General features: G+C 73.0%; 20 protein-coding genes. 10 read left to right on the top strand and 10 right to left on the bottom strand.

What is annotated here, in order from left to right:
• Nucleotides 1-3: 3 nt before the first annotated feature.
• From nadC to ACZ4EF_RS20260, 4 genes are read right to left on the bottom strand one after another with little or no spacing between them, the layout of a single operon-like run.
• Nucleotides 4-1062, bottom strand: coding sequence for a carboxylating nicotinate-nucleotide diphosphorylase (gene nadC, locus ACZ4EF_RS20275; RefSeq protein ID WP_355342244.1), 1059 nt, complete (start codon nucleotides 1060-1062; stop codon nucleotides 4-6).
• Nucleotides 1059-2906: an L-aspartate oxidase gene (locus ACZ4EF_RS20270; RefSeq protein WP_467505771.1), complete on the bottom strand. Its 1848-nt coding sequence runs from the start codon at nucleotides 2904-2906 to the stop codon at nucleotides 1059-1061. Before ACZ4EF_RS20270 ends, nadC begins: the two co-directional genes overlap by 4 nt.
• Complete coding sequence (gene panC, locus ACZ4EF_RS20265) at nucleotides 2903-3682, bottom strand: pantoate--beta-alanine ligase (protein WP_391049788.1); 780 nt, start codon at nucleotides 3680-3682, stop codon at nucleotides 2903-2905. The genes ACZ4EF_RS20270 and panC overlap by 4 nt, the downstream gene beginning before the upstream one ends.
• Nucleotides 3683-3732: 50 nt before the next feature.
• Nucleotides 3733-4629: a Rossmann-like and DUF2520 domain-containing protein gene (locus ACZ4EF_RS20260; RefSeq protein WP_355342364.1), complete on the bottom strand. Its 897-nt coding sequence runs from the start codon at nucleotides 4627-4629 to the stop codon at nucleotides 3733-3735.
• A gap of 764 nt (nucleotides 4630-5393) precedes the next feature.
• On the opposite strand from ACZ4EF_RS20260, the gene ACZ4EF_RS20255 reads away from it, so the two are divergent.
• Nucleotides 5394-6539, top strand: coding sequence for a threonine aldolase family protein (locus ACZ4EF_RS20255; protein WP_401856655.1), 1146 nt, complete (start codon nucleotides 5394-5396; stop codon nucleotides 6537-6539).
• A gap of 16 nt (nucleotides 6540-6555) precedes the next feature.
• Here ACZ4EF_RS20255 and ACZ4EF_RS20250 read toward each other — a convergent pair whose 3' ends face one another.
• The 4 genes from ACZ4EF_RS20250 to cdgB form a co-directional block, all read right to left on the bottom strand.
• Nucleotides 6556-7533 carry a quinone oxidoreductase family protein gene (locus ACZ4EF_RS20250; protein WP_467505768.1) on the bottom strand — a complete coding sequence of 326 codons (978 nt, stop codon included), beginning with the start codon at nucleotides 7531-7533 and terminating at the stop codon, nucleotides 6556-6558.
• Between the two features lie 113 nt (nucleotides 7534-7646).
• Nucleotides 7647-8336: a response regulator transcription factor gene (locus tag ACZ4EF_RS20245; RefSeq protein WP_355342358.1), complete on the bottom strand. Its 690-nt coding sequence runs from the start codon at nucleotides 8334-8336 to the stop codon at nucleotides 7647-7649.
• 75 nt (nucleotides 8337-8411) lie between these two features.
• Nucleotides 8412-9611 (bottom strand): sensor histidine kinase, encoded by a 1200-nt coding sequence (locus ACZ4EF_RS20240; protein WP_391049646.1) that lies wholly within the window; start codon nucleotides 9609-9611, stop codon nucleotides 8412-8414.
• 336 nt (nucleotides 9612-9947) lie between these two features.
• Nucleotides 9948-11612, bottom strand: a complete 1665-nt coding sequence (cdgB, locus tag ACZ4EF_RS20235) for a diguanylate cyclase CdgB (protein WP_401724372.1) — start codon at nucleotides 11610-11612, stop codon at nucleotides 9948-9950.
• A gap of 288 nt (nucleotides 11613-11900) precedes the next feature.
• On the opposite strand from cdgB, the gene ACZ4EF_RS20230 reads away from it, so the two are divergent.
• A complete protein-coding gene (locus tag ACZ4EF_RS20230; RefSeq protein ID WP_355342226.1) occupies nucleotides 11901-12419 on the top strand; it encodes a flavin reductase family protein in 519 nt (172 codons plus the stop codon).
• A 78-nt stretch (nucleotides 12420-12497) separates the two neighbouring features.
• Here the strand turns inward: ACZ4EF_RS20230 and arfB are convergent, their stop codons facing one another.
• A complete protein-coding gene (gene arfB / locus ACZ4EF_RS20225; protein WP_355342223.1) occupies nucleotides 12498-12935 on the bottom strand; it encodes an alternative ribosome rescue aminoacyl-tRNA hydrolase ArfB in 438 nt (145 codons plus the stop codon).
• A gap of 177 nt (nucleotides 12936-13112) precedes the next feature.
• Here arfB and ACZ4EF_RS20220 point away from each other — a divergent pair, with 177 nt between their 5' ends.
• The 6 genes from ACZ4EF_RS20220 to ACZ4EF_RS20195 all read left to right on the top strand — a co-directional run bounded on the left by ACZ4EF_RS20220 (nucleotide 13113) and on the right by ACZ4EF_RS20195 (nucleotide 18093).
• Nucleotides 13113-13688: a TerD family protein gene (locus tag ACZ4EF_RS20220; protein ID WP_355342220.1), complete on the top strand. Its 576-nt coding sequence runs from the start codon at nucleotides 13113-13115 to the stop codon at nucleotides 13686-13688.
• Between the two features lie 183 nt (nucleotides 13689-13871).
• Nucleotides 13872-14360: a hypothetical protein gene (locus tag ACZ4EF_RS20215; RefSeq protein ID WP_391049648.1), complete on the top strand. Its 489-nt coding sequence runs from the start codon at nucleotides 13872-13874 to the stop codon at nucleotides 14358-14360.
• Between the two features lie 148 nt (nucleotides 14361-14508).
• Nucleotides 14509-15501, top strand: a complete 993-nt coding sequence (locus ACZ4EF_RS20210; protein WP_467505765.1) for a zinc-binding dehydrogenase — start codon at nucleotides 14509-14511, stop codon at nucleotides 15499-15501.
• Nucleotides 15502-15650: 149 nt separating this feature from the next.
• Nucleotides 15651-16106, top strand: coding sequence for a tellurite resistance TerB family protein (locus ACZ4EF_RS20205; RefSeq protein WP_355342211.1), 456 nt, complete (start codon nucleotides 15651-15653; stop codon nucleotides 16104-16106).
• Between the two features lie 270 nt (nucleotides 16107-16376).
• Entirely contained in the window at nucleotides 16377-17165 is a 789-nt protein-coding gene (locus tag ACZ4EF_RS20200) for a hypothetical protein (protein WP_467505763.1), read from the top strand.
• Between the two features lie 169 nt (nucleotides 17166-17334).
• Entirely contained in the window at nucleotides 17335-18093 is a 759-nt protein-coding gene (locus ACZ4EF_RS20195) for a bestrophin-like domain (RefSeq protein ID WP_391049653.1), read from the top strand.
• Nucleotides 18094-18194: 101 nt separating this feature from the next.
• Here ACZ4EF_RS20195 and ACZ4EF_RS20190 read toward each other — a convergent pair whose 3' ends face one another.
• Nucleotides 18195-19160 (bottom strand): endonuclease/exonuclease/phosphatase family protein, encoded by a 966-nt coding sequence (locus tag ACZ4EF_RS20190; RefSeq protein ID WP_467505761.1) that lies wholly within the window; start codon nucleotides 19158-19160, stop codon nucleotides 18195-18197.
• Nucleotides 19161-19739: 579 nt separating this feature from the next.
• On the opposite strand from ACZ4EF_RS20190, the gene ACZ4EF_RS20185 reads away from it, so the two are divergent.
• Both ACZ4EF_RS20185 and ACZ4EF_RS20180 read left to right on the top strand, forming a co-directional pair.
• The gene (locus ACZ4EF_RS20185; RefSeq protein ID WP_467505759.1) at nucleotides 19740-21149 is read left to right on the top strand and encodes a ricin-type beta-trefoil lectin domain protein; all 1410 of its coding nucleotides are present in this window, start codon (nucleotides 19740-19742) and stop codon (nucleotides 21147-21149) included.
• 152 nt (nucleotides 21150-21301) lie between these two features.
• On the top strand, nucleotides 21302-22978 hold the full coding sequence (locus ACZ4EF_RS20180) for a beta-1,3-glucanase family protein (protein WP_391164061.1): 1677 nt from the start codon (nucleotides 21302-21304) through the stop codon (nucleotides 22976-22978).
• The last annotated feature ends 7 nt before the right edge of the window (nucleotides 22979-22985 follow it).

Genomic DNA, 22985 nt, shown 5'->3' with positions numbered 1-22985 from the left:
CCCCTACGCTTCCGCTCGCCGGCCCGCGGCGTCCGCGCGCAGGTCGAGGCCGATGTCCAGGATCGGGGAGGAGTGGGTGAGGCCGCCGACCGCCAGGTAGTCCACGCCGGTCTCGGCGTAGGCGCGGGCGGTGTCCAGGGTGAGGCGGCCCGAGGACTCCAGCACCGCGCGGCCCGCGACCAGCGCGACGGCCTCCGCGGTCTCGGCCGGGGTGAAGTTGTCCAGCAGGATCAGGTCGGCGCCCGCGTCCAGCACCTCGCGCACCTGGTGCATCGTGTCGACCTCGACCTCGACCGCCAGATCGGGGAACTCCTCGCGGACCAGCTTGAACGCCTGCGCCACGCCGCCCGCCGCGACCACGTGGTTGTCCTTGACCAGCGCCGCGTCCGACAGCGACATCCGGTGGTTGACGCCGCCGCCGCAGCGGACCGCGTACTTCTCCAGCGCCCGCAGGCCCGGTGTCGTCTTGCGGGTGTCGCGGACCTTCGCGGAGGTGCCCTCCAGCACGTCGGCCCACTCGCGGGTGGCGGTGGCGATACCGGAGAGCCTGCACAGCAGATTGAGCGCGCTGCGCTCGGCGGTCAGCAGGTCGCGGGTGCGGGTGCGCACGGTGAGCAGCTTCTGCCCGGCCGCGACCCGGTCGCCGTCCTCCACGTGCCGCTCGACCTCGAACTCGTCGGTGCACACCACCGACAGCACCGCCTCGGTGACCCGCAGGCCCGCCACGGTGCCCGCCTCGCGGGCGGTGAAGTCGCCGGTGGAGAAGGCGTCCTCGGGGACGGTCGCCACGGTCGTGACGTCCACGCCCTGGTCCAGATCCTCCTCGATCGCCATGTGCGCGATGTCCTCGACCTGCACCGGGTCAAGGCCCGCGTCCATCAGGAGCTGCGCCAGGTCGGGGTCGAGGCCGCACTCCAGCGGGTCGAGGCCGTACGCGTCGTCGTACGCCTCGCCCGCGCCGCAGCCGCAGCCGTCACCGCAGCCGCCGCCGGTCACCTCGCTCGGCGGGCCGATCTGCGGCAGCGGGAGGGCGACGGGCCGGGGACGGTCGGGGGTGGTCACGAGGGCTCCTTCGGATTCCGAGCGGCGTGCGGCGGACGGTTCGCGGTACTGGGCGCGGCGTCCGGCGCGGTGCCGTTGGGGGCGGCCCCATCATCCACGATCGGAGCGGTCCCGGGGGCGCCGCCCCGGGTGTCCCCCGTGCCGCCGCCGGTCGGCGGGAAGTCCGTGCCTTCGGTGGTGTGCACCGCGAGCGTGCGGTGCGGGGTGAGGCGTACGACGAGATGCCGGCGCCACGCCCGGTCGTCGCGGTCGGGACGGTCCTCGCGCCAGTGGCAGCCGCGGGTCTCCTCGCGGCGGCGGGCGGCGGCGACCAGCACCCGGGCGACCAGGCCCAGATTGGTCGCCTCCCAGGTCTCGACGCACGGCTCGGCGGTCTTGCCGTCCCTGTCGTACTCCTCGACGGCCGCGGTGTGCAGCCGTTCCAGCGCGCCCGCCGCGGTGGCCAGGCTGTCGGCGCTGCGCAGGACGCCCGCGCCCGCCGACATGATCCGCTGCACCTCGTAGCGCGCCTCGGAGGCCAGCAGCGGGGTGTGCGCGGGCTCCGGGATGACGGGCTCGCCCGGCACCGTCGGGTCGGCGACGATGTCGGCGGCGATCCGCTCGGCGAAGACCAGCCCTTCGAGGAGCGAGTTCGACGCGAGCCGGTTCGCGCCGTGCACGCCCGTACAGGCGACCTCGCCGCACGCGTACAGGCCGGGGACGGTCGTACGGCCGAGGAGGTCGGTACGGACGCCGCCGGACGCGTGGTGCGCGGCGGGCGCGACCGGGATCGGCTCGGTGACGGGGTCGATGCCGTGGGCGCGGCAGGCGGCCAGGATGGTGGGGAAACGCTCCTCCCACATGGTGGCGCCGAAGTGCCGGGCGTCGAGGTACATGTGCTCGGCGCCGGTCTCCTGCATCCGCCGCGTGATGCCCTTGGCGACGATGTCGCGCGGGGCCAGTTCGGCCAGTTCGTGCTGGCCGACCATGAAGCGGACCCCGTCGGCGTCCACCAGGTGCGCGCCCTCGCCGCGTACCGCCTCCGAGACCAGCGGCTGCTGGCCCTCGGCGTCCGGGCCCAGCCACAGCACGGTCGGGTGGAACTGGACGAATTCCAGGTCGCTGACCTCGGCGCCCGCGCGCAGCGCCAGCGCCACGCCGTCGCCCGTCGACACCGCCGGGTTGGTGGTCGCCGAGAACACCTGGCCCATGCCGCCGGTGGCCAGGACGACGGCGCGGGCGCGTACGGCTCCGACGCCGTCGCGCTGCCCGGCGCCCATCACGTGCAGGGTGACGCCCGCGGTGCGGCCCTCGGCGTCGGTGAGCAGGTCGAGGACCAGCGCGTTCTCGACGAAGTCGATATTGGCTTCGCGGACCGCCTCGATCAGCGCGCGGGAGACCTCGGCGCCGGTCGCGTCGCCGCCCGCGTGGACGATCCGGCGGCGGTGGTGGCCGCCCTCGCGGGTCAGCAGGATCTCGCCGCTGGTCTTGTCGGTGTCGAAGTGCGCGCCGGTCGCGATGAGGCGGCGCACCGCGGCGGGGCCCTCGGTGACCAGGGTGGCGACGGCCGTCTCGTCGCAGACGCCCGCGCCCGCGACGAGGGTGTCGGCCAGGTGCTGCTCGGGGGTGTCGCCCTCGCCGAGGGCCGCGGCTATGCCGCCCTGCGCCCAGCGGGTCGAGCCGTCGTCCAGGTGCGCCTTGGTCACGACGGTGACCTTCGCTCCCGCGGCGGCGCAGCGCAGGGCGACGGTGAGGCCCGCGACGCCCGAGCCGACCACGACCACGTCGGAGGTCAGCGTCCAGCCGGGCTCGGCGGCGTACAGGCGGATGCCGGTACTCACGCTTGTGGCTCTGGTTCCGTTCATTCGGCGGCTCCGAACTCCAGCGGGAGGTTGTCGATCAGGCGGGTGGTGCCGGCCTTGGCGGCGACGGCGAGGACGGCGGGGCCCGCGTGGTCCGGCGCGGCTTCGGTGAAGTCGGCGGGGTCGATGAGGGCCAGGTAGTCGACGGCGAGGCCGTCGGCCGTGGCCAGGACGTGGCCTGCCGCCCGTCGTACGGCGTCCGGGCCGCCACCGGCCGCGTCCCGGCCCGCGAACAGGGCGCGGGACAGGGCCAGCGCGTGCTCGCGGTCCCGCTCCGACAGGTAGCGGTTGCGGCTGGACAGCGCCAGGCCGTCCGGCTCGCGCACGGTCGGTACGGCGACGATCTCGACGGGGAAGTTCAGGTCGGTGACCATGCGGCGGATCAGGGCGAGCTGCTGGGCGTCCTTCTGCCCGAAGAAGGCCGCGGCGGGCCGCGTGAGGTGCAGCAGCTTGGCGACGACGGTCAGCATGCCGTCGAAGTGGCCTGGCCGGGACGCGCCCTCGTACCGCTCGCCCATGGGTCCCGCGGTGATACGGACCTGCGGTCGGCCGCCGGGGTAGACCTCGTCGGTGGCGGGCGCGAAGACGTGGTCGGCGCCGGCCTTCTGCGCCAGCACGACGTCGGCTTCGAGGGTGCGGGGGTAGCGGTCGAGGTCCTCGTTCGGCCCGAACTGGAGGGGGTTGACGAAGACGGTGACGGTGACGAGGCCGTCGCCCGCGTAGGCGCGGGCCGCGCGGATCAGGGCGGCGTGGCCCTCGTGCAGCGCGCCCATCGTCATGACGACGGCGGCGGCCGGGGGCAGTTCCGCCGCGGTGTGCACCAGCTCGGTCACGGGGTCCCTCCATTGGCGAGGGCGCCGAGCAGCGCCTCCGCGAACTCCGGTTTCAGCATTCCGTTGGCCAGAGCGCGGTCCGCGGTGGCGCGGGCCATTCCCACGTACGAGGCCACCGTCTCGGGGGCGTGCGCGCGCAGTTCGTCCAGGTGCGCGGTGACGGTGCCGGCGTCGCCGCGGGCGACCGGCCCGGTCAGGGCGGCGTCGCCGGAGCGCAGGGCGTTGTCGAGCGCGGCGCCCAGCAGCGGGCCGAGCATGCGGCCGGGCTCGGCGACGCCCGACGCCTTGAGCAGGTCCATCGACTGGGCCACGAGGGTGACGAGGTGGTTCGCGCCGATGGCCAGTGCCGCGTGGTAGAGCGGGCGGGCGGCCTCCTCGATCCACTCGGGCTCGCCGCCCATCTCGATGACGAGGGCCTCGGCGGCCAGCCGCAGCTCGCCGGGGGCGGTCACGCCGAAGGAGCAGCCCGCCAGGCGCTGCACGTCCACCGGGGTGCCGGAGAAGGTCATCACCGGGTGCAGCGCGAGCGGCAGCGCGCCCGCGCGCAGCGCCGGGTCGAGCACGGACGTGCCGTACCGGCCCGAGGTGTGCACCAGCAGCTGGCCGGGCCGCACCGCGCCGGTCTCCGCGAGGCCCTTGACCAGGTCGGGCAGGGCGTCGTCGGGGACGGTCAGCAGTACGAGGTCGGCGCGTTCGAACACCGCGGCCGGTTCCACCAGGGGGACACCGGGGAGCAGCGCCGCGGCGCGGCGCTTGGACGCCTCGGACACGCCGGACGCCGCCACGGGGCGGTGCCCCGCCATGCGCAGCGCCGCCGCCAGTGCGGGGCCCACTCGGCCGGCTCCCACGACCCCGACGGCCAGTCGCGCCGGCCGCCCCTCCGCCTTGCCCATCTCGTCCACGCGCGCTCCGAGCCTTCCGTTCCAGTCCTCACCGGGGTACCGGACGCCTTCTCGTCAATCCTACGCGAATCCCCTCCGGGGCGGTCAGCCCGTGCGGGGTGCCCCCTGCGAGAGCTTCAGCACACCGCTGCGTCTCTTTGTCTTGTTTCTTTCCCGCCCGCCCACCCGTGCGGGTGCTTTGTCGTCTGCGGGTGCCGCCTGTGCCTGGTCGGTGCCGGGCCGGGGCACCTCCTCGAAATGCGGCTACCTGGCCCCGCGTATCCGGCACCCTTCTTGTCACCGCATTTCTGCGGGGGCACCCCGGCCCGTCCCCTCCTCGCTCGTCGGCGTCCGACGGTCCGCTGTGGTGGCGGAGGGAGGGGGGTCCCTTCGGCGAACCGTCCCGCGTCACCCGACGTCCAGCCGGGGGGCGAAAGGTCTGTCGGAAGGGCGCACCGGCGCAGGGCGGTTCGCCGGAAGGACCCCCCTCCGCCACCCCCACCGGACAGGCGGACGCCGACGTACCGGGAGGGGACGGGCCGGGGTGCCCCCGCAGGGGGACGAACGGAAAGGGGCTGGACGTCATCGAAGTGCGGGCACGTTCGTCGCCCGAGGAGGTGCCCCGGACCGGCACCGACCCAGGCACAGGCGGCACCCGCAGACGAGAAAGCACCCGCACGGGTGGGCGGGTGGGCGGGGAAAGGAGGGAGGGCGGGCACCCGCGCGGGGGGCGATAAGGCGTGGCGGGGGACCGCCCTGGAAGGGAGTATCGGGGGATGGGCGATGACGGCGAGATGCGGGAGAAGGTCGCGGCGGCAGTCGCGAAGTGCGACGGAAGGGTCCTGATGTCCGGCCCCAAGGCGACCCTTGGGGAACGGCTGGCGCGGCTCGCCGAAGAGGCGGCGACGGCGTACGACGTGACGGAACCGGTGGACATCTACGGCGACGGCGTCGTGGCCGCCCTGGAGCGCCGCGTGGCGGAAACCCTCGGCACGCAGGACGCGGCCTTCTTCCCGACGGGCACGATGGCCCAGCAAGTGGCCCTGCGGGCATGGGCGGGCCGCACGGGCAACGCGACGGTGGCGCTGCACCCGATGGCCCACCCGGAGGTGCACGAACGCGGCGCGCTGCACGCGGTGAGCGGCCTGCGCACCGTCCACCCGACGACGGAACCCCGCCTGCCGACCGCGGAAGAGATCCGCGACTTCGAGGAGCCGTTCGGCACCCTGATGCTCGAACTGCCGCTGCGGGACGCCGGTTTCGTGCTGCCGTCGTGGGACGAGCTGACGGCGACGGTGGCCGCCGCCCGCGACCGGGACGCGGTCGTGCACTTCGACGGCGCCCGCCTGTGGGAGTGCACACCCCACTTCGGCCGCCCGCTGCCGGAGATCGCGGCCCTCGCGGACAGCGTGTACGTGAGCTTCTACAAGTCGCTGGACGGCATCTCGGGCGCGGCCCTGGCCGCCTCCGCGGACGTCGTCGCGGAGGCGAAGGCGTGGCGGCACCGGTACGGCGGCATGCTGTTCCAGCAGTTCCCCGCAGCGCTGGCGGCGCTGGCCGGTCTCGACACCGTACTGCCGCGGCTCCCGTCGTTCGTGGCGCACGCCAAGCCGGTCGCGCGGGCCCTGCGCGAGGGCCTGACGGAGGGCGGCGTGCCGTGGCTGCGGGTGCACCCGGAAGAGCCGCAGACCCACCAGTTCCAGCTCTGGCTGCCGTATCCGGCCGACGTCCTGGGTGAGGCGTCACTGCGTCAGGCCGAGGAGACCAGGATCTCCCTCTTCGGCCGCGCCGTCTTCGCGGAGCCGGGCGTGCCCGGCCTGTCCATGACGGAGGTGACGGTCGCGGCCCCGGCGCTCGAATGGACCGAGCAGGACGTCAGGGAGGCGGCGGCGGCCTTCGCGCGCCGCCTCCCCCGGCCGTAGGACCGAGGCCGTCCGCTCAGCCGCCCACCCGCAGCAGCAGCTTCCCCGTGCTCCTGCGCGACTCCAGCAGCCGGTGCGCCTCCGCCGCCCGCTCCAGCGGGAATTCGGCGCTCACCGGCAGCTCCACATCGCCGTCGGTGACGGTACGGAAGGCGGCGTCGGCGATCCGCCGCAACCGCTGCGGCTCCTGCGCGGCCATGCCGAGGACGGAGAAGCCCGAGACGGACAGCCCCAGCGGATACGTGTCGGCGGGCCCGATCCGCCAGGGCTCCTCCGAACCGGCGTTGCCGAAGGAGACGAGGCGGCCGAAGCGGCCGAGCGTGCCGAGGGTGCGGCGGAAGGTCTCGCCGCCGACCGGGTCGAGGGCGATGTCGACGCCCCGCCCGCCGGTCGCCGCCCGGACGTCGGTGTCGAAGGTCGCGGCCGTGAAGACCTCGTCGTAACCGGACTTGAGCGCGTGGTCGGCCTTGTCGAGGCTGGAGACGACGCCGTAGACGGCCGCCGCGCCGCCCAGCCGGGCGAGCTGTCCCGCGACCGTGCCGACGCCGCCCGCCGCGCCCTGGACGAGCACGGTGTCGCCCTCGCGCAGCCGCCCGACCTCGTGCAGCAGCGCGTACGCGGTGGGCAGCACGCTGGGGAGGGTGGCGCCGGTGCGCAGGTCGAGTCCCGCGGGCAGGGCGAAGACGGTGGCGGCGGGCGCGAGGGCGGTCTCGGCGTAGCCGCCGCCGTCGAGGAAGGCGGCGACCTCCTGGCCGGGCGTGAAGTCGGTGACGTCCGGGCCGACCTGGCGGATCAGCCCCGAGACCTCGAGGCCCGGCCGGAAGGGCAGCGCCTCCACCCGGTAGCCCTCGGCCCTGGCCTTGACGTCGGCGAAGTTGACGCCCGCCCAGGCGACGTCGACGGTGACCTCGCCGGGGCCCGGCGAGGGCCGCGGCACGTCCGCGAGGCGCAGTACCTCGGGACCTCCGTACTGCTCGAAAACGATGGCGCGCATGTCGTACTCCCCCGTGCTGTGATCCCTACCGGTCGGTACGGACCTTCCCTGATCGGCCCGGCGTGAACCCGTATCCGCGAACCGCCGGTAACCGCTTCAGGGGTCCGGCCGCCTCAGCCGCCGGCCCGCACCAGGCCCGTCTCGTAGGCCAGGACGACGGCCTGGACGCGGTCGCGCAGGCCCAGTTTGGTGAGGATGCGGCCGACGTGCGTCTTGACCGTGGCCTCCGACAGGACCAGCTTGCGGGCGATCTCGCCGTTGGACAGGCCCTGGGCGACCAGCAGCAGCACCTCGCGCTCGCGCTCGGTCAGCTTGTCGACCTCCTTGTGCTCCTCGGCCGCCGCGGACGGCAGCATCGGGGTGAAGCGGTCGAGCAGCCGCCGGGTGGTGCTGGGCGCCACCACGGCGTCACCGCTGTGCACGGCCCGGATCGCGCCGAGCAGTTCGTCCGGCGGCACGTCCTTGAGCATGAAGCCGCTGGCGCCCGCCTTGAGCGCGGCGAAGGCGTACTCGTCCAGGTCGAAGGTGGTCAGGATGAGGACCCGCGGGCCCTCGCCCTCCCGGCGGACCGCCTCACCGCGGTCGCCCCCGCAGATGTGCCGGGTCGCCTCGACCCCGTCCATCCGCGGCATGCGGACGTCCATCAGCACGACGTCGACCCGCGTGTGCCGCAGCACCTCCAGCGCTTCAGCGCCGTCGCCCGCCTCGGCCACGACCTCCATGTCCGGCTGGGCGGCGAGCACCATCCGGAACCCGGTGCGCAGCAGCACCTGGTCGTCGACGAGCATGACGCGGATCGCCATGTGTCCTGCCTCTCGGTTGTTCTCCGTGGTCACGGCCGCCGGTCCTCGCCGGTCCCGGCCGTGGTGGTCGTCCGGCTAGCCGGTTCTCAGCGGCAGCACCGCGCTGATCCGGAAGCCCCCGCCGGGGCGCGGACCCGCGTCCAGCGTGCCGCCGACCATGCCTATCCGCTCCCGCATGCCGATCAGGCCCTGGCCCAGGCCGTCCCGGCCGCCCTGCTGGTACAGCTCGTGCCGGGCGCCGCGCCCGTCGTCCTCGATCAGCAGGTCGAGCGCCGCGTCGCCGAAGCCCAGCATGACGCTGGCGCTGGCGCCGTCCCCGCCGTGCTTGCGGACGTTCGTCAGCGCCTCCTGCACGATGCGGTACGCGGTCAGCTCGACGCCGCTGGACAGCGGTCTGGCGTCGCCCGCGACCTCGAATCTGACCGGCAGGCCCGCGCCGCGCACCTGGTCGATCAGATCGGCGAGCTGGTCGACGCCGGGCTGCGGCACGTACTCGCCGCCCGCGTCGTCGCCCGCGCGCAGCAGCCCGAGCAGCCGCCGCATCTCGGCGAGGGCCTGTCTGCCGGTGGTGGAGATGGTCGACAGCGCCTGCTTGGCCTGGTCGGGCGCGGCGTCCAGCACATACGCGGCGCCGTCCGCCTGGACGACCATCACCGAGACGTTGTGCGCCACGACGTCGTGCAGCTCGCGGGCGATACGGGCCCGCTCGGCCGCCACCGCCGCCTTGGACTGCGCCTCGCGCTCCCGGTGCAGCCGGGCCGCCCGCTCCTCCAGCTCCGCGTAGTACGCGCGGCGGGTACGGAGGCGGTCGCCTACCACCCACGACAGGGCGAAGATCACCGTCAGGAAGAAGGTCTGGAGCAGCGTCGTCCAGACCGTCGAGTACTCGTCGTGCGGCGGCCAGCGCAGCATCGACAGCGGCGCCGCCGCGAGGCCCGCCAGCAGGGCCAGCCGGGACGACCAGCGCTCGCCGTTGGACGCGCACGTGTAGATGATCGCCAGCATCGCCGCGTCGCCGGGATTGGTCTGCACGCCCAGCGCCAACTGGGTCAGGCCGACCCCGATGGCCAGCAGCAGCATCTTCTCCGGCGCACGGCGGCGCAGCGCCACCACGACCGCCAGCGCGCCGGACAGCGGCACCGCCAGCAGCCGCTCGGGGAACCTCAGGTCGGGGACTTCCAGCACCCACACAGCGCAGACCACGAGCAGGACGAGGGCCCAGAAGCCGTCGACCCACGTCGGGTGTCTGCGGAGAAAGTCGTAGATGCGCTGCACATAACCCAGCGTAGGCAACGGAACCCGTGCCGGGGTCAGCCGCTGGAGCGATCTCCCCTACTCCCCAAGGTGGACCCTCCGGCCGGGTTCCCCCACTCACCTCTACGTCCCGCCGCCCGTGCCCCGCCTCTCCGCGGGAGGGCCCGCCCCGCCCTGGGCGCGGGGAGAGCGCGCCGCCGGCCCCCACCGGCCGGTGGTCCGCAGACCACCGGACTGCCCCGCCGGGGCCGGTGGTGACCTGCGGGAGCACCGTGGCTGAGCGCGCGGTTCCTCCCCCGGCGCAACGGAACCGCCCGGGGCCGGGCCGCGAAGAGCCACGACCCGCGCGGGGAGGGGTCAGCCGGCGCGGCGGTGGCCCGTGCGGGAGCGCGAGCGCTTCTCGACGTACATGCGCTGGTCGGCCGAGTGGAGGACTTCCTCGGCGGTCATCCCGCACCCGGCCCAGCCGATGCCGAAGCTGGCGCCGACGCGGACGGCGCGCCCGTCGACGCGGATGGGCGGGATGATGGCGTTGCGGAGGCGGACGGAGAGGTCGGCGGCGTCGGCGGGCGCCAGCCCGTCGGCGAGGACGACGAACTCGTCGCCGCCGAGGCGGGCGACGGTGTCGCCGTCGCGGACGGCGCCGGTGAGGCGGCGGGCGACCTCGATGAGGACGGCGTCACCGGTGTGGTGCCCGAAGCGGTCGTTGATGGACTTGAAGCCGTCGAGGTCGCAGAAGAGGACGGCGAGGCCCTTGCCCGCGTTCTCGGGGTCGCTCTCGTCGGGCGCGGTGACGTGGGTGTGCGAGTCGTAGCCGAGGGCGCCGAGGGGCGCGGCGAGCTCCTCGGGCCCGTAGCCGTAGCTGAAGGCGAACTCGTCGGGCCCGTCGCCGGGGACGCCGAGGGCGTCGGAGAGGTCGTGGGCGTCGCGGTCCTGGGGCCGCGAACAGAGCCGGGCGGAGAGCCGGGCGCGCAGTTCGGCGCTGTTGGGCAGGCCGGTGAGCGAGTCGTGGCTGGCGCGGTGGGCGAGTTGCAGCTCGCGGCCCTTGCGCTCCTCGATGTCCTCGACGTGGGTGAGCAGGAAGCGCGGCCCGTCGGCGGTGTCGGCGACGACCGAATTGCGCAGCGAGGCCCAGACGTAGCTGCCGTCGCGCCGCGCGAGCCGCAGTTCGGCCCGGCCGCCCTCGGCGGAGGTGCGCAGCAGCAGGCCGACGTCCTCGGGGTGGACGAGGTCGGAGAAGGAGTAGCGGCGCATGGTGGAGGCGGAGCGGCCCAGGAGGCGGCACAGGGCGTCGTTGGCGCGCAGCAGCTTGCCGTGCTGGTCGCCGCCCATCTCGGCGATGGCCATGCCGCTGGGGGCGTACTCGAAGGCCTGCCGGAAGCTCTCCTCGCTGGCGCGCAGTGCCTGCTGGTCGCGTTCGAGCCGGACGAGGGCGCGCTGCATGTTGGCGCGCAGCCGGGCGTTGCTGATGGCTATGCCGGCCTGGAACGCGTACATCTGGAGGGCTTCGCAGCCCCAGGGGCCGGGGTGCCTGCCGCTGGTGGGCTTGTCGACGGATATGACGCCGATCAGCTCGCTGCCGACGGTCTGCGAGGAGTACATGGGGGCGTAGAGGCGGTCGCCGGGGTGCCATTCGTCGGCGAAGCGGGGCAGCGGGCCCTCGGTGTGCCACTGGGGCACGTCGTCGTCGATGAGGACCCAGCCCTCGGTGTGCGGGATGAAGCGCAGGGTGCCCCAGCGCTCGCCCATGGTGAGGCGGCGCTCCCAGGAGGTGCGCGAGCCGATGCGTCCGGCCATGAGGGCCTCGGCCGCGGCGCTGCCCGCGAAGGCGGCCACGATGAGATCGCCGTCGGGGCGTACCAGATTGACGGCGGCCAGCTCGTAGTTCAGCCCTTTGACCACGCCTTCCGCGACGGCCTGAAGGGTGTCCGCGAGACTCCGCGCCGTGTTGAGGTCCGCGACGACCTGGTGCAGCTGACGCAGGGTCGCGAGACGGACATACGGCTCCGACTCGGTGTCCATGCCTCTCTCCGCGCCCTCGACAGCAACTCCTGATAATTTCAAATCAACGGATTACACGGGCCACTGAATCACAGCGAGCTGTGCCCCAGGTACACAGGGTCAACAATTCCTCGCCCTTGTGACTCAAGTCACATCATCATGTAAGCGGTTGAACACACAACGTAGAGCCCTGGTCCTAGGACCGGCCACGGCCCACCTCCGACCGGAGCCCGATGCGCGCGATTCCTACCGCCCCGTAACGTGATGGATGTGCTTGAACCTTCACCCGGACGGCATCCTGGGACCACCATGGGCCTATCCGAGACCGTCGACCTCGACGACTTCCGCGCCGCGATGTCCCGCCTGGCGGCGGGCGTCGTCCTCATCACCGCACACGACTCGGAGGACGAGCCGCGCGGCGAGGACGTCGGCATGACCGCCACCGCCTTCCTCTCCGTCTCGCTCGAACCGCCGCTGGTGATGGTGAGTGTCCGCGAGGGCTCGCGGATGGACGACCTGCTGGAGCGGCAGCCGCGCTGGGCCGCCTCGGTCCTCAGCGAGAGCCAGCGGCACATCGCGGGCCGCTTCGCGATGCGCGGCCGGATCAGCGACCGGCTGCTCTTCGAGGACATCTCGTACTACCGGGGCGAACACTCCGGCGCTCCCGTGCTCGGCGGCGCGCTCGCGATACTCGAGTGCGAGACGCAGCAGCGGGTGCCCGCCGGTGACCACACCCTGGTGGTGGGGCGGGTGCTGACGGCCAGGACGCCGAGCGCCGACGGCGGGCCGCTGACGTACTTCCGCGGCCGGTACCGCTACCTGCGCTGAGCCGTGGGCTCCCGCCCGCGCCGAGCCGTGCGCCGTATACCCGGGTATACGGGTCCCCGGTTACCCGAGGCGGTCCGCTCAGTCCCAGCCGCCGCCGCTGCGGCCCCGCTTGGTCTGACTGCGCTGCTTCTTCACGCGCAGCCGCCGCTCGTTGATCCCGCGCGGGATCTTCGTGGCGCGGCGCGCCTTGGGCGGCGGCGCCGTGGCCTGCGCCAGCAGCGCGGCGAGGCGGGTGAGCGCCGTCTCCCTGTTGCGCCACTGCGAGCGGTGCTCGGACGCCTTGACCGTCAGTACGCCGCCGGTCAGCCGTCCCGCGAGCCGTTCCAGCGCGCGTTCCTTCCACACCGGGGGCAGCGACTCCGTACGTGCGAGGTCGAAGCGCAACTCGACTTGCGAGTCGGAGGTGTTCACATGCTGACCGCCCGGCCCCGAGGAACGCGAGAAACGCCACAGAAGCTCGGCCTCCGGCACGGAGACCGAACCGCGAATGAGAAGTGGCCCGGACATGTGTCCCATGATCCCGCGTCCGGGGCCCGCGCGTCACGGGGTTTTCGACAGCGGCGCAACAGTTTCGGCGGCGGCGCAACAGCACAGTTGCAGGATTACTGAACCGTACGATCCTGTGACCGCGTTCTGGGGAATGACGGTAGTTTCGTCGGAGTACCTATGACAGACCACAAAAGGGGACTCCTCATGGCTGTAAGCCTGTCCAAGGGCGGCAACGTCTCACTGACCAAAGAGGCGCCCGGCCTGACGGCCGTGACTGTCGGCCTCGGCTGGGACGTGCGGACGACCACCGGCACCGACTTCGACCTCGACGCCAGCGCCATCGCCGTGAAGGTGGACGGCAAGGTCTACTCCGACGGCCACTTCGTCTTCTTCAACAACAAGCAGACCCCGGACCAGACCATCGTCCACACCGGCGACAACCGCACCGGTGAGGGCGACGGCGACGACGAGGCGATCAACGTCAACCTCGCGGGCCTGCCCGCCGACATCGACAAGATCGTCTTCCCCGTCTCGATCTACGACGCCGAGGCCCGCAGCCAGAACTTCGGCCAGGTCCGCAACGCGTACATCCGCATCGTCAACCAGGCCGGCGGCGCCGAGATCGCCCGCTACGACCTGAGCGAGGACGCGGCCACCGAGACCGCCATGGTCTTCGGCGAGCTGTACCGCAACGGCGCCGAGTGGAAGTTCCGCGCCGTCGGCCAGGGTTACGCCTCCGGCCTCGTCGGCATCGCGACCGACTTCGGTGTGACCCTCTAACACACGGGTCACCGTCAGAGCCGCCCACCGCACGGCCCCCGCCCCGGACGCTTCCGGGGACCGGGGGCCGTTCGCGTGTCCGGGCGCAGGTTCTCCCGTGTCCGCCTGTCCGCCTGTCCGGGTGTCCGGGTGTCCGCCTGTCCGGGTGTACGGGCCCGCACGCGCGGGTGACACCATCGGTGGGTGATCGACCTCGGATACGCCCTTTCGCGCCGCTTTCCCGACCCGCCGCAGATGGATTACCGGACGGCGGATGTGCGGACCCTGCGGCACGATCTGTTCTGCGGGGATGTGTATGTGGCCGAGGGCGAGCGGGAGTTGTCCACAGGCTGGGGATGGGTGCCGGTGCTGGACTTCGCCTGGGCGTTGTGCGACATCGTGGAGGAACTGGACCGGGACCCGGCGGGGAGCAGAGCGGCGCGGCCGCAATATGCGGAGTTCGACTTCACGGAGTCGGCGGACCGGCTGAGGTTCGTACGGCGTTTCGGCTATGTGGACGTGACGGCCGACTGGGTCGAGGACGAGCCGCCGTTGTCCTTGCACCACGCGGAACTACGGCGGGAGGCGCGGGATTTCCTGCACGATGTGGTGGCCGACCTCACGGATATGCACGAGGGCCTGGACGGAAATCCGGTGATCTGGGATCTGCTGAGCCGTTTCCCGCGGGTGTGAGGCGGGTGTGAGGCGGATGCGGGACGGGCGTGAAGCGGATGGTGTGAGGCGGTCACGGAAGTGAGGGCGCCGCTTGACCTCAAGTCCGCTTGAGGTTGTTGGCTGGGGTCCGCACGCGCCGCGCCCGTACCCCGACAGGAGACCCGCCATGCACGCCGTACGACTGCACGCCTTCGGCCCTCCGGAGAATCTGCGGTACGAGGAGGTGCCGGACCCCGTGCCGGGCGCGGGACAGGTGCGGATCGCGGTCGAGGCGGCCGGAGTGCACCTGGTGGACACCACACTGCGGGCCGGGAAGTACGAGGGCGGCCCGATGCCCGCGCCCGAACTGCCGACGATTCCGGGCCGGGAGGTGGCGGGCACCGTGGACGCGCTCGGGGACGGCACCGATCGGGCGTGGCTCGGCCGCCGCGTCGTCGCGCACCTGGGTATGGTGCCCGGCGGGTACGCGGGGGCCGCGGTCACCGACGCCGCCCGGCTGCACGCGCTCCCCGACGGCCTGGACGCCGCCGCGGCCGTCGCGATGATCGGCACGGGCCGTACGACGGTGGGCATCCTGCGGCTGGCGGAACTGCGGGCGGCCGACACCGTGGTGGTGCTGGCCGCCGCGGGCGGCATCGGGACGCTGGTGGTGCAGTACGCGCGGCAGCTCGGCGCGACCGTCGTCGGCGCGGCGGGCGGCGCGGAGAAGACCGAACGGGTCCGCTCGCTGGGCGCGGGCCTCGCCGTCGACTACGGGCGGCCGGAATGGACGCGGGAGGTGCGGGACTTCCTCGGGGGCGCGGGCGCGACCGTCGTCCTCGACTCCGTGGGCGGCGGCCTCGCGCGCGCCGCGGTCGGCCTGCTGGCGCCCGGCGGCCGGCACCTCGTCTACGGCTGGTCCTCGGGCGAACCGCTGCGTTTCGCCGACAGCGAACTCGCCGAGCGCGGCATCACCTCGCGGGTCGTCGTGGGCCCGGCCCTCCAGAAGTTCACCGGCACCCCGGAAGGGATGCGCGCGCTGGAGACCGAGGCGTTGGCGGCCGCCGCCGACGGCCGGCTGCGGCCCGCCGTACAACGTTTCCCGCTCGCGGACGCCGCCGGGGCGCACCGGGCGCTGGAGTCGCGGGCGACGATGGGCAAGGTCGTCCTGATCCCGTAGCCGGGACTTCGGGCGGGGGACGGCGTACGGCCCGCACACGCGCTCGCCGGGTGCCGTCTTTCCGTCTTGGGAACTCCTTTACGCTCCCCGAGAGTTCTCAGATCGCGTACGGACCACGTACCGAACCCCGCCCGAGGAGAGACCCGCTCATGGCCCTGTGGGACCGCTTGAAAGACTCCACCAAGACGATGCAGACCCAGCTCAACGCGAAGAAGAACGACCTGAAGAGCGGGGCCTTCCGCGATGCCAGCATGGCGATGTGCGCGCTCGTGGCCGCCGCCGACGGCTCCGTCGACCCGTCCGAGCGGCAGCGCGTCGCGTCGCTGATCGCGAGCAACGACGTGTTGCAGAATTTCCCGGCGCCCGACCTCCAGCGCCGTTTCGAGGACTACCTGACCAAGCTCACCGCCGACTTCGCCCTCGGCAAGGTGGCGATCCTCCAGGAGATCGCCAAGGTGCAGAAGAAGCCGACGGAGGCGCGTGCCGTCATCCAGATCGGCATCGTCATCGGCGGCGCCGACGGCGACTTCGACAAGACCGAGCAGGCCGTCGTGCGCGAGGCGTGCTTCGCGGTGGGCCTCAACCCGGCGGAGTTCGACCTCTGACCGGCCCCGCGTGACCGGGGGTCTCCGTCACCGGGGGCTTCCGCGACCGGGGTTCGTGGTCCGGTCGAGTTCGCGATCCGGCGCCCCTGCCTCCGGCGGTGCGCGGCCTGGTGACGGCCGCGCCGCCGGGCGGCACATGCCGCGTGCCCATTTTTGGCCATATTGGGCTGTTCGAATGACATGACCCTCCGCGTCCCCATATCTTCATGCTGATACCAGCGGAAACCGGTACAGCACTGCGCGCCACCGGGCGACTCCTGGGGAAGCGAGGTGCTGACCGTGCCGGTGGAGGGCTCCGCGTGCCGCGCGGCGGCCGTGGCGGTACGAGCCGTCACACCGGTCGCCGTCGCCGTCTTCGCCGTCGCTGTCTTGGCAGGCGTCGTGGCCGGGGCGGGCCGGGCGTCGGCCGCGACGGAAACCGGCAGCGGCGAGGAAGCCGGGAGCGGCGGGCACCAGCCGGTGACCGTGGCGGTGTGCGTCGACGGCAGGATCATCAGCCGACTGCTGCATCTGGATGTCTCCTTACGGCTCCCGGTGGGCCGCCTCACCGTGAAGGTCGGTGAACCCTGCGGCCCGAGGCCGCCGTCCGGCGGGGGCTCGCCGACACCCACGCCGACGTCGTCCCCGACCCCCACCTCTTCCCCCTCCCCCACGTGCACCCCCACCGCGGCCCCGACGGCCTCGGGCCCCGTAGCCGTACCGCCGCCCGTGACGCAGCCGCCCACGAATGGCGCGGGCCGCCCGACACCGTCCCCCGCGGGCTCCGCGCCCGTTCCTCCCCCGTCCGCAGCGCCCGCCGACGCCGCGTCCGCCCGGCACCGTACGGCCGCCGCGTCCGGCGTACGCCCGGCCGCGCCCTTGTCACCGACACCGTCGTCGGCCGGGGACGACGACGCGAAGCCGCGCGGCACGGACGCCGAACCGCCCTTCGGCGCGCAGCCGCCGCCGTCGCCCGGCCCCGACGAGAGCGTGTCGCGCTGGTGGCTGCTGTCGATGCTGGCCGTCCTGTTGCCCGCCGCCCTCGCGGCCCTGCCGCGCTTCGTCGCACGTCGCCGCTGACCTCGGGTCGTCCGGAGCGGTCACGTCGCCCAGAGGTCGCCTCGTCCAGAGGTCACCTCGTCCAGAAGTCACGTCGCCCAGAGGTCGCCTCGTCCAGAGCAGGCGCGCACCCGCGCGCACCGAACCACCTGAGACCTGAGCACCGCCGTACCGAAGCCCCAGGAGTCGTATGTCCATGTACGTCGTCTCGCTGCTGTCCGTTCTCGGCGGTGTCGCCTTCGCCGTCCTGCTGGGCCACTTCCTCGGCCAGGAACAGCGGCTGGCGAGCGTCGAGTTCAACGGTCAGGCGCTGTCGCTCATCGGCGGTGTCCTGCTCAGTTCCTTCATCCTGCTGACCGGTTTCCAGGTCGCCGGCAGCTGGTCCGCGCTGAGCACCGCGCGGTCCCGTACGTACGACGAGGCCAGGGCGCTGGGTGACACGTACTGGGCGGCGGGCGGTCTCGCGAGCCCCGACCGCGTCAAGGTGCGGGCGCTGCTGCGGCAGTACACCTCCGACGTCAGGACCGTGGAGTTCCCCGAACTCGCCCACGGGCACACCAGCCCCGAGGCATGGCATGCCCTCGACCAGGTGCGCGCGGCCATCGGCGCCGCCGCGCCCGGCCACCAGACGGCGAAGTCCGCCGCCACGACGGCGCTGGCCACGGTCTACGAAACGCGCACCGACCGCGCCGCCGAGGTCAAAGCGGGCATGCCCCGGATCACCTGGCTCGCCATGCTGGTCGCCGGCGGCTTCCTCATCGCCTTCCCCCCGGTCCTCGGCCTCACCGCCACCGCCCGCCATCTCGTGGCCCTCTGCTTCGTGGGCGCCGCCATCGCCTTCGCCATCTGCCTCACCGCCCAGCTCAACCACGCCTTCCAGCACCCCTTCGGCGTCCGCGACACCGCCTTCACCTTCGCCGAGTCCCGCTTCCACCAAATGGACGGCTGACGTCCTGCGGACGGCTCGCCGCCGCGAGCGCGCCTCAGCCGTAACGAACGGCAGCCCGTTGCCGCGCGGGTGGACGGCGGGGGCGCTTCAGGGGGCGGGGGTCACCACTGCACGTCCGCCACCAGGGGGCGGTGGTCGGAGAGGGGGGTCAGGGGGGCGGTCGCCGAGGTCAGGGCGGGGCGGACCGAGGAGGGCGGGACGCCGTGGGCCAGGATGTGGTCGAACTGGACGAGGGGGCGGTGGGCGGGGTAGGTGGGGGTGCGGGCGAGGTCGTGCCAGCGCTCGCGGCCGGTGGCGGCGAGGACGGTCCTCGGTACGGCGCCGGTCAGGTTGAAGTCGCCCAGGAGCAGGTAGGGGCGGGGCAGGTCGGCGATCCAGCGGCGTACGGCGGCGAGTTGGCGGGCGTTCCAGCCGGGCACGAAGGACAGGTGCAGGGCGACGGCCGTGAACGGTCCGCCGTTGCCCTCCAGTACGGCGGCCAGCACGGCCCGCGGCTGGTCCCGTACCCATACGAGCCCCGGCCGTCCGGCCACCCGCAGCGGCAGTGCGAAGGGCGCGGGTGCGAGCCGCCGGGCCCGCCAGTGCCGTACCGGTAGCCGGGTGAGCAGGGCGACCCCGTGCGCGGGCGCATCGCCGTACGCCTCCACCCCGCCAGCCGCGCCCGCGTCCGTATCCGTATCCGTATCCGTATCCGCACCCGCACCCGCACCCGCACCCGCACCCGCACCCGCACCCGCACCCGCACCCGCACCCGGTGGACCGTAGACCCGGAGGTCCGGCGCTTTCGGGTCCAGAACCCATCCCTCGCCCGGGACGGACCGGCCGTGGACGGCGGAGGCGAAGCGCCAGTGCGCGGCGCCCATCGCGTCGGCCGCGACCCGCGCCTGGTCGATCCGCCCGGACCGTTCCTGTGCGCGGTCGACCTCCTGGAGTGCCACGACGTCGGCGTCCAGCGCCGCCACGGCCGCGCCCAACGGCTCCCCCGCCGCCTCCCCCACCCCGAACGCCACCGGTCGCCCCCCGGTCATCGCCTGCCCATGCAGCACGTTAAACGTCACAAAGCGCACACTCCGACGATAGCCACACCCCCGGTGACCAGCAGCGCCCGACCGGGGCGGGCCGTATCCGCGAGTCGGGTGCCGCGAACCGCCCGACGCGGACCGAGCCGTCGGTGAACCGGCGGACCGAGCCGTCGGTGAACCCCCTGCCGGTCGGTCGCCCCCCCCGGTGCGCGGACTCCCGCGAGATCACGGACCCGCCGGAGGCCAACAGCCCGCCCTCCCAAGGCCGTTGGAGCCCGGCCCGGCGCCGGGCCGCCCCGCGGGCAGCGTTCCGGCCACCGCGGCCGGCCTCGGTCCCCCCACCCCCGGACAGCAGCCCAGAGAGCGCTCTCACCACATCTTGACGGCAGCGCATGTACACGGGTTCAATCAACTTCGCTCAGTTGTCTACACCACCGGACGCCCCGCCTCCGCGCCGCGACCGGTTCACCGCCGCGCCCGTTGCACCCCCGCTGCATCCGCCGCACTCGTCACACCCCGCCGTACCACCGCATCCGCCGCCGTATCCGCGGCACCGCTCCCGCCTCCGCGTGTTCCCTGGCAACTCTTCCCGTCCGCCGATTGACGGACCGTCAGGAGCTCTCCGTGACCCACCGCTCATCCCCCCACAGCAGATCCCCGCGGTCGGCCTCGCGCGCCCGCGCCTTCTCCGGACCCGCCGCATTCCGCGCCTTCCGCGCCTTCCGCGCATGGCGCGCATGGCGCGCATGGCGTCAACTCGCCCTCGCCACAGCGCTCGGCGCGCTCGCCGTGTTCGCCGTCGGCACCCCGTCCGCGGACGCGGTCACCGTGCCGGGCGCGCCGTCCGGCTGGACCACCGTCTTCAGCGACGACTTCGCCGGCGCGGCGGGCAGCGCGCCGAACGGGTCGAAGTGGACGTACGACACCGGCCCCGGTGCGAACTTCGGGACCGGCGAGATCGAGACGATGACCAACTCGACCAGCAACGTCCACCTGGACGGCAACGGTCACCTCAACATCACCGCGCTCGGCAGCGGCACCAACTGGACGTCGGGCCGCATCCACACGCCCACCGCGGTCGCGGGCGCCCCGGCGGGCGGCAAGTTGCAGGTCACGGCGTCGATCCAGCAGCCCAGCCCGGCCAACGGCCTCGGCTACTGGCCCGCGTTCTGGATGCTCGGCCCCGGCCAGTGGCCCGAGAACGGCGAGATCGACATCATGGAGGACGTCAACGCCCTCTCCCAGGTGGCGGGCACGATCCACTGCGGCACGTACCCCGGCGGTGTCTGCAACGAGGGCAACGGCATCGGCAGCGGCCTGCGCGCGTGTTCCGGCTGCCAGAGCGGCTTCCACACGTACTCGATGATCCTCGACCGGACGAACACGTCCAACGAGTCGATCACCTTCTACCTCGACGGCGCCTCGTACTTCAGCGTCAGCGAGGGCCAGGTCGGCGCGGCCACCTGGCAGGCGGCGTACGACCACAACCTGAACATCATCTTCGACCTCGCGATGGGCGGCGGTTTCCCCAACGGCGTCTGCGGCTGCACCTCGCCGAGTTCGGCGACGACGTCCGGCGGGACGATGAGCGTCGGATACGTGGCCGCGTACACGACGACCGGCGGCGGTACGACCCCGCCGCCGTCCGGCGGCAAGGCCATCACCGGCTACGGCGGCCTGTGCCTGGACGACCGCGCGTCGAGTACCGCCAACTACAACCCCGTCCAGGTCTACACGTGCAACGGCACGGCCGCGCAGCAGTGGACCGTCGTGGAGGCGGGCAGCACCCTGCACGTCCTGGGCAAGTGCCTCGACGTCAACGGCGGCGGCACGGCCAACGGGACGCTGGTCGATCTCTACGACTGCAACAACACCGGTTCGCAGGTGTGGATACCGCAGTCCAACGGGTCGTTGTACAACCCGCAGTCCAACAGGTGCCTGGACGACACCGGTTGGTCGACCACCGCGGGCACCCAGGTGGAGATCTGGGACTGCACGGGCGGGGCCAACCAGGTCTGGCACCTGCCGTCCTGACGGTATTTCAGCTCTTGACGACCTGAGGCCCCGACGGCCTACGGCACTCCAGGCCCCAGGTCCTGACGTTCTTCCAGGCAGTCCCCCCACGCGAGCCGCCGCCCCGACGCACCGACGGCGACGGCCCGCCTGCCACCTCCAAGGAGGAGTACGTGGTCTCCAGACGATCCTTCGTCACCGCGGTCGGCGCGGGCGCCGCCGCCGCGAGTTCCCCGCTGTGGGCGCGCGGCCTGACGTCGCGGGCCGCGGCGGCCGGTCCGTCACTGCCCGTCTCGCTGAAGAACAACTCGGGCAACGGCACGGTCTACGCCTACATCAGCGGCTCCGACAGCTCCGGCTGGCCCGGCTTCGTCACCTCGTCCGGGCACTTCCAGCGGCTGCCCAGCCCCTCGTCCGTCCTGACCCCGATCGCCGACTTCTCCCTCCAGTTGGGCGCCTCGGGCTCGGCCGCCACCACCTTCACGCTCCAGGACTACGTGATCGGCGGCCGGGTCTGGTTCTCGGTCGGCAAGAAGATCCAGTTCTACGTCAACCCGCCCGGCGGCAACGGCGGCGTACCCGGTCTCGTACAGCCCGGTTTCACCAGCAGCGACCCCAACTGGCTGACCAACTGGACCTTCTGCGAGTTCACGTACAACAGCGCCAACCTGTACGCGAACATCAGCTACGTCGACATGGTGGCGCTGCCCGTCTCCATGGCGACGACCGGCAGCGGCGGTTCGCAGTCGGTCAGCCCGCTGCCCTCGGGCGCGCTGGCCTCCATCGCCTCCGGGCTCCAGGCGCAGCACGCCGCCGACGGGGCGCCGTGGGACAAGCTGGTCGCCACCGACTCCTCGGGCGCCGCGCTGCGCATCCTGGCGCCCTCGCACTCGCCGACCGACTTCGGCGGGTACTGGAACAACTACCTGAACAGCGTGTGGAGTTACTACCAGTCGCACACGCTGACCATCAACGGGCAGGGCGGCATCGGCTCGTACTCGGGCACCGTCTCCGGCAACACCCTGGTCTTCTCGGGTCTGAACACCAACGGCGTGCCGTTCACCAAGCCCAGCGCCGTCGACATCTTCGGCTGCGCCAGCGGCCCGCTCTACAACTCCGGCGGCGACGCCCGCGGCGCGGTCGCCGCCCGGCTGGCCGCCGCCCTCAACCGCAGCTCGCTGCTGGTCGGCGGCGGCAACAACCAGCCCGACGGCGTCGCGCCCTCCGCGTACTACACGGACGCGACGACCAACCACTACGCGCGGCTCGTCCACAAGTACGCCAACGTCGGATACGCCTTCCCGTACGACGACGTCGGTCCCACCGGCGCCGCTCCCGTCGACGGTCACATCCAGGACGGCGCGCCGACCTCCTGGACGGTCTCGCTCGGTCCCGGCGCGGGCTCCGGCACCACCCCGCCGCCCGGCGGTGGCGGCACGGGCGCCTACTCGACCGTCCAGGCGGAGTCCTACAGCGCCCAGAGCGGCACCCAGACCGAGGCGTGCACCGACTCCGGCGGCGGCCAGGACGTCGGCTACATCTCCAACGGCGACTGGCTCAAGTACGCGGCCCTCGACTTCGGTTCCTCCTCGCCCTTGCAGTTCACCGCCCGCCTCGCCTCCGGCGCCGACCCCGGCGTCAGCGGCGCCCTCCAGGTCCGCCTCGGCAGCACCACCGGGACCAAGATCGCCGAGATCGACTTCGGCAACAACGGCGGCTGGCAGAACTGGCAGACCGTCCCCGCCAACGTCACCGCCTCCGTCACCGGCACCCACGACGTCTATCTCGTCTTCTCGTCCGGCTCCTCCGCCGACTTCCTCAACATCAACTGGTTCACCTTCACCCACTGATCCGGGT

This window comes from Streptomyces sp. NPDC025721 (assembly GCF_055558595.1).
Note: the sequence above shows the minus strand (reverse complement) of the source record. Positions and strands in the feature narration are given on the sequence as shown.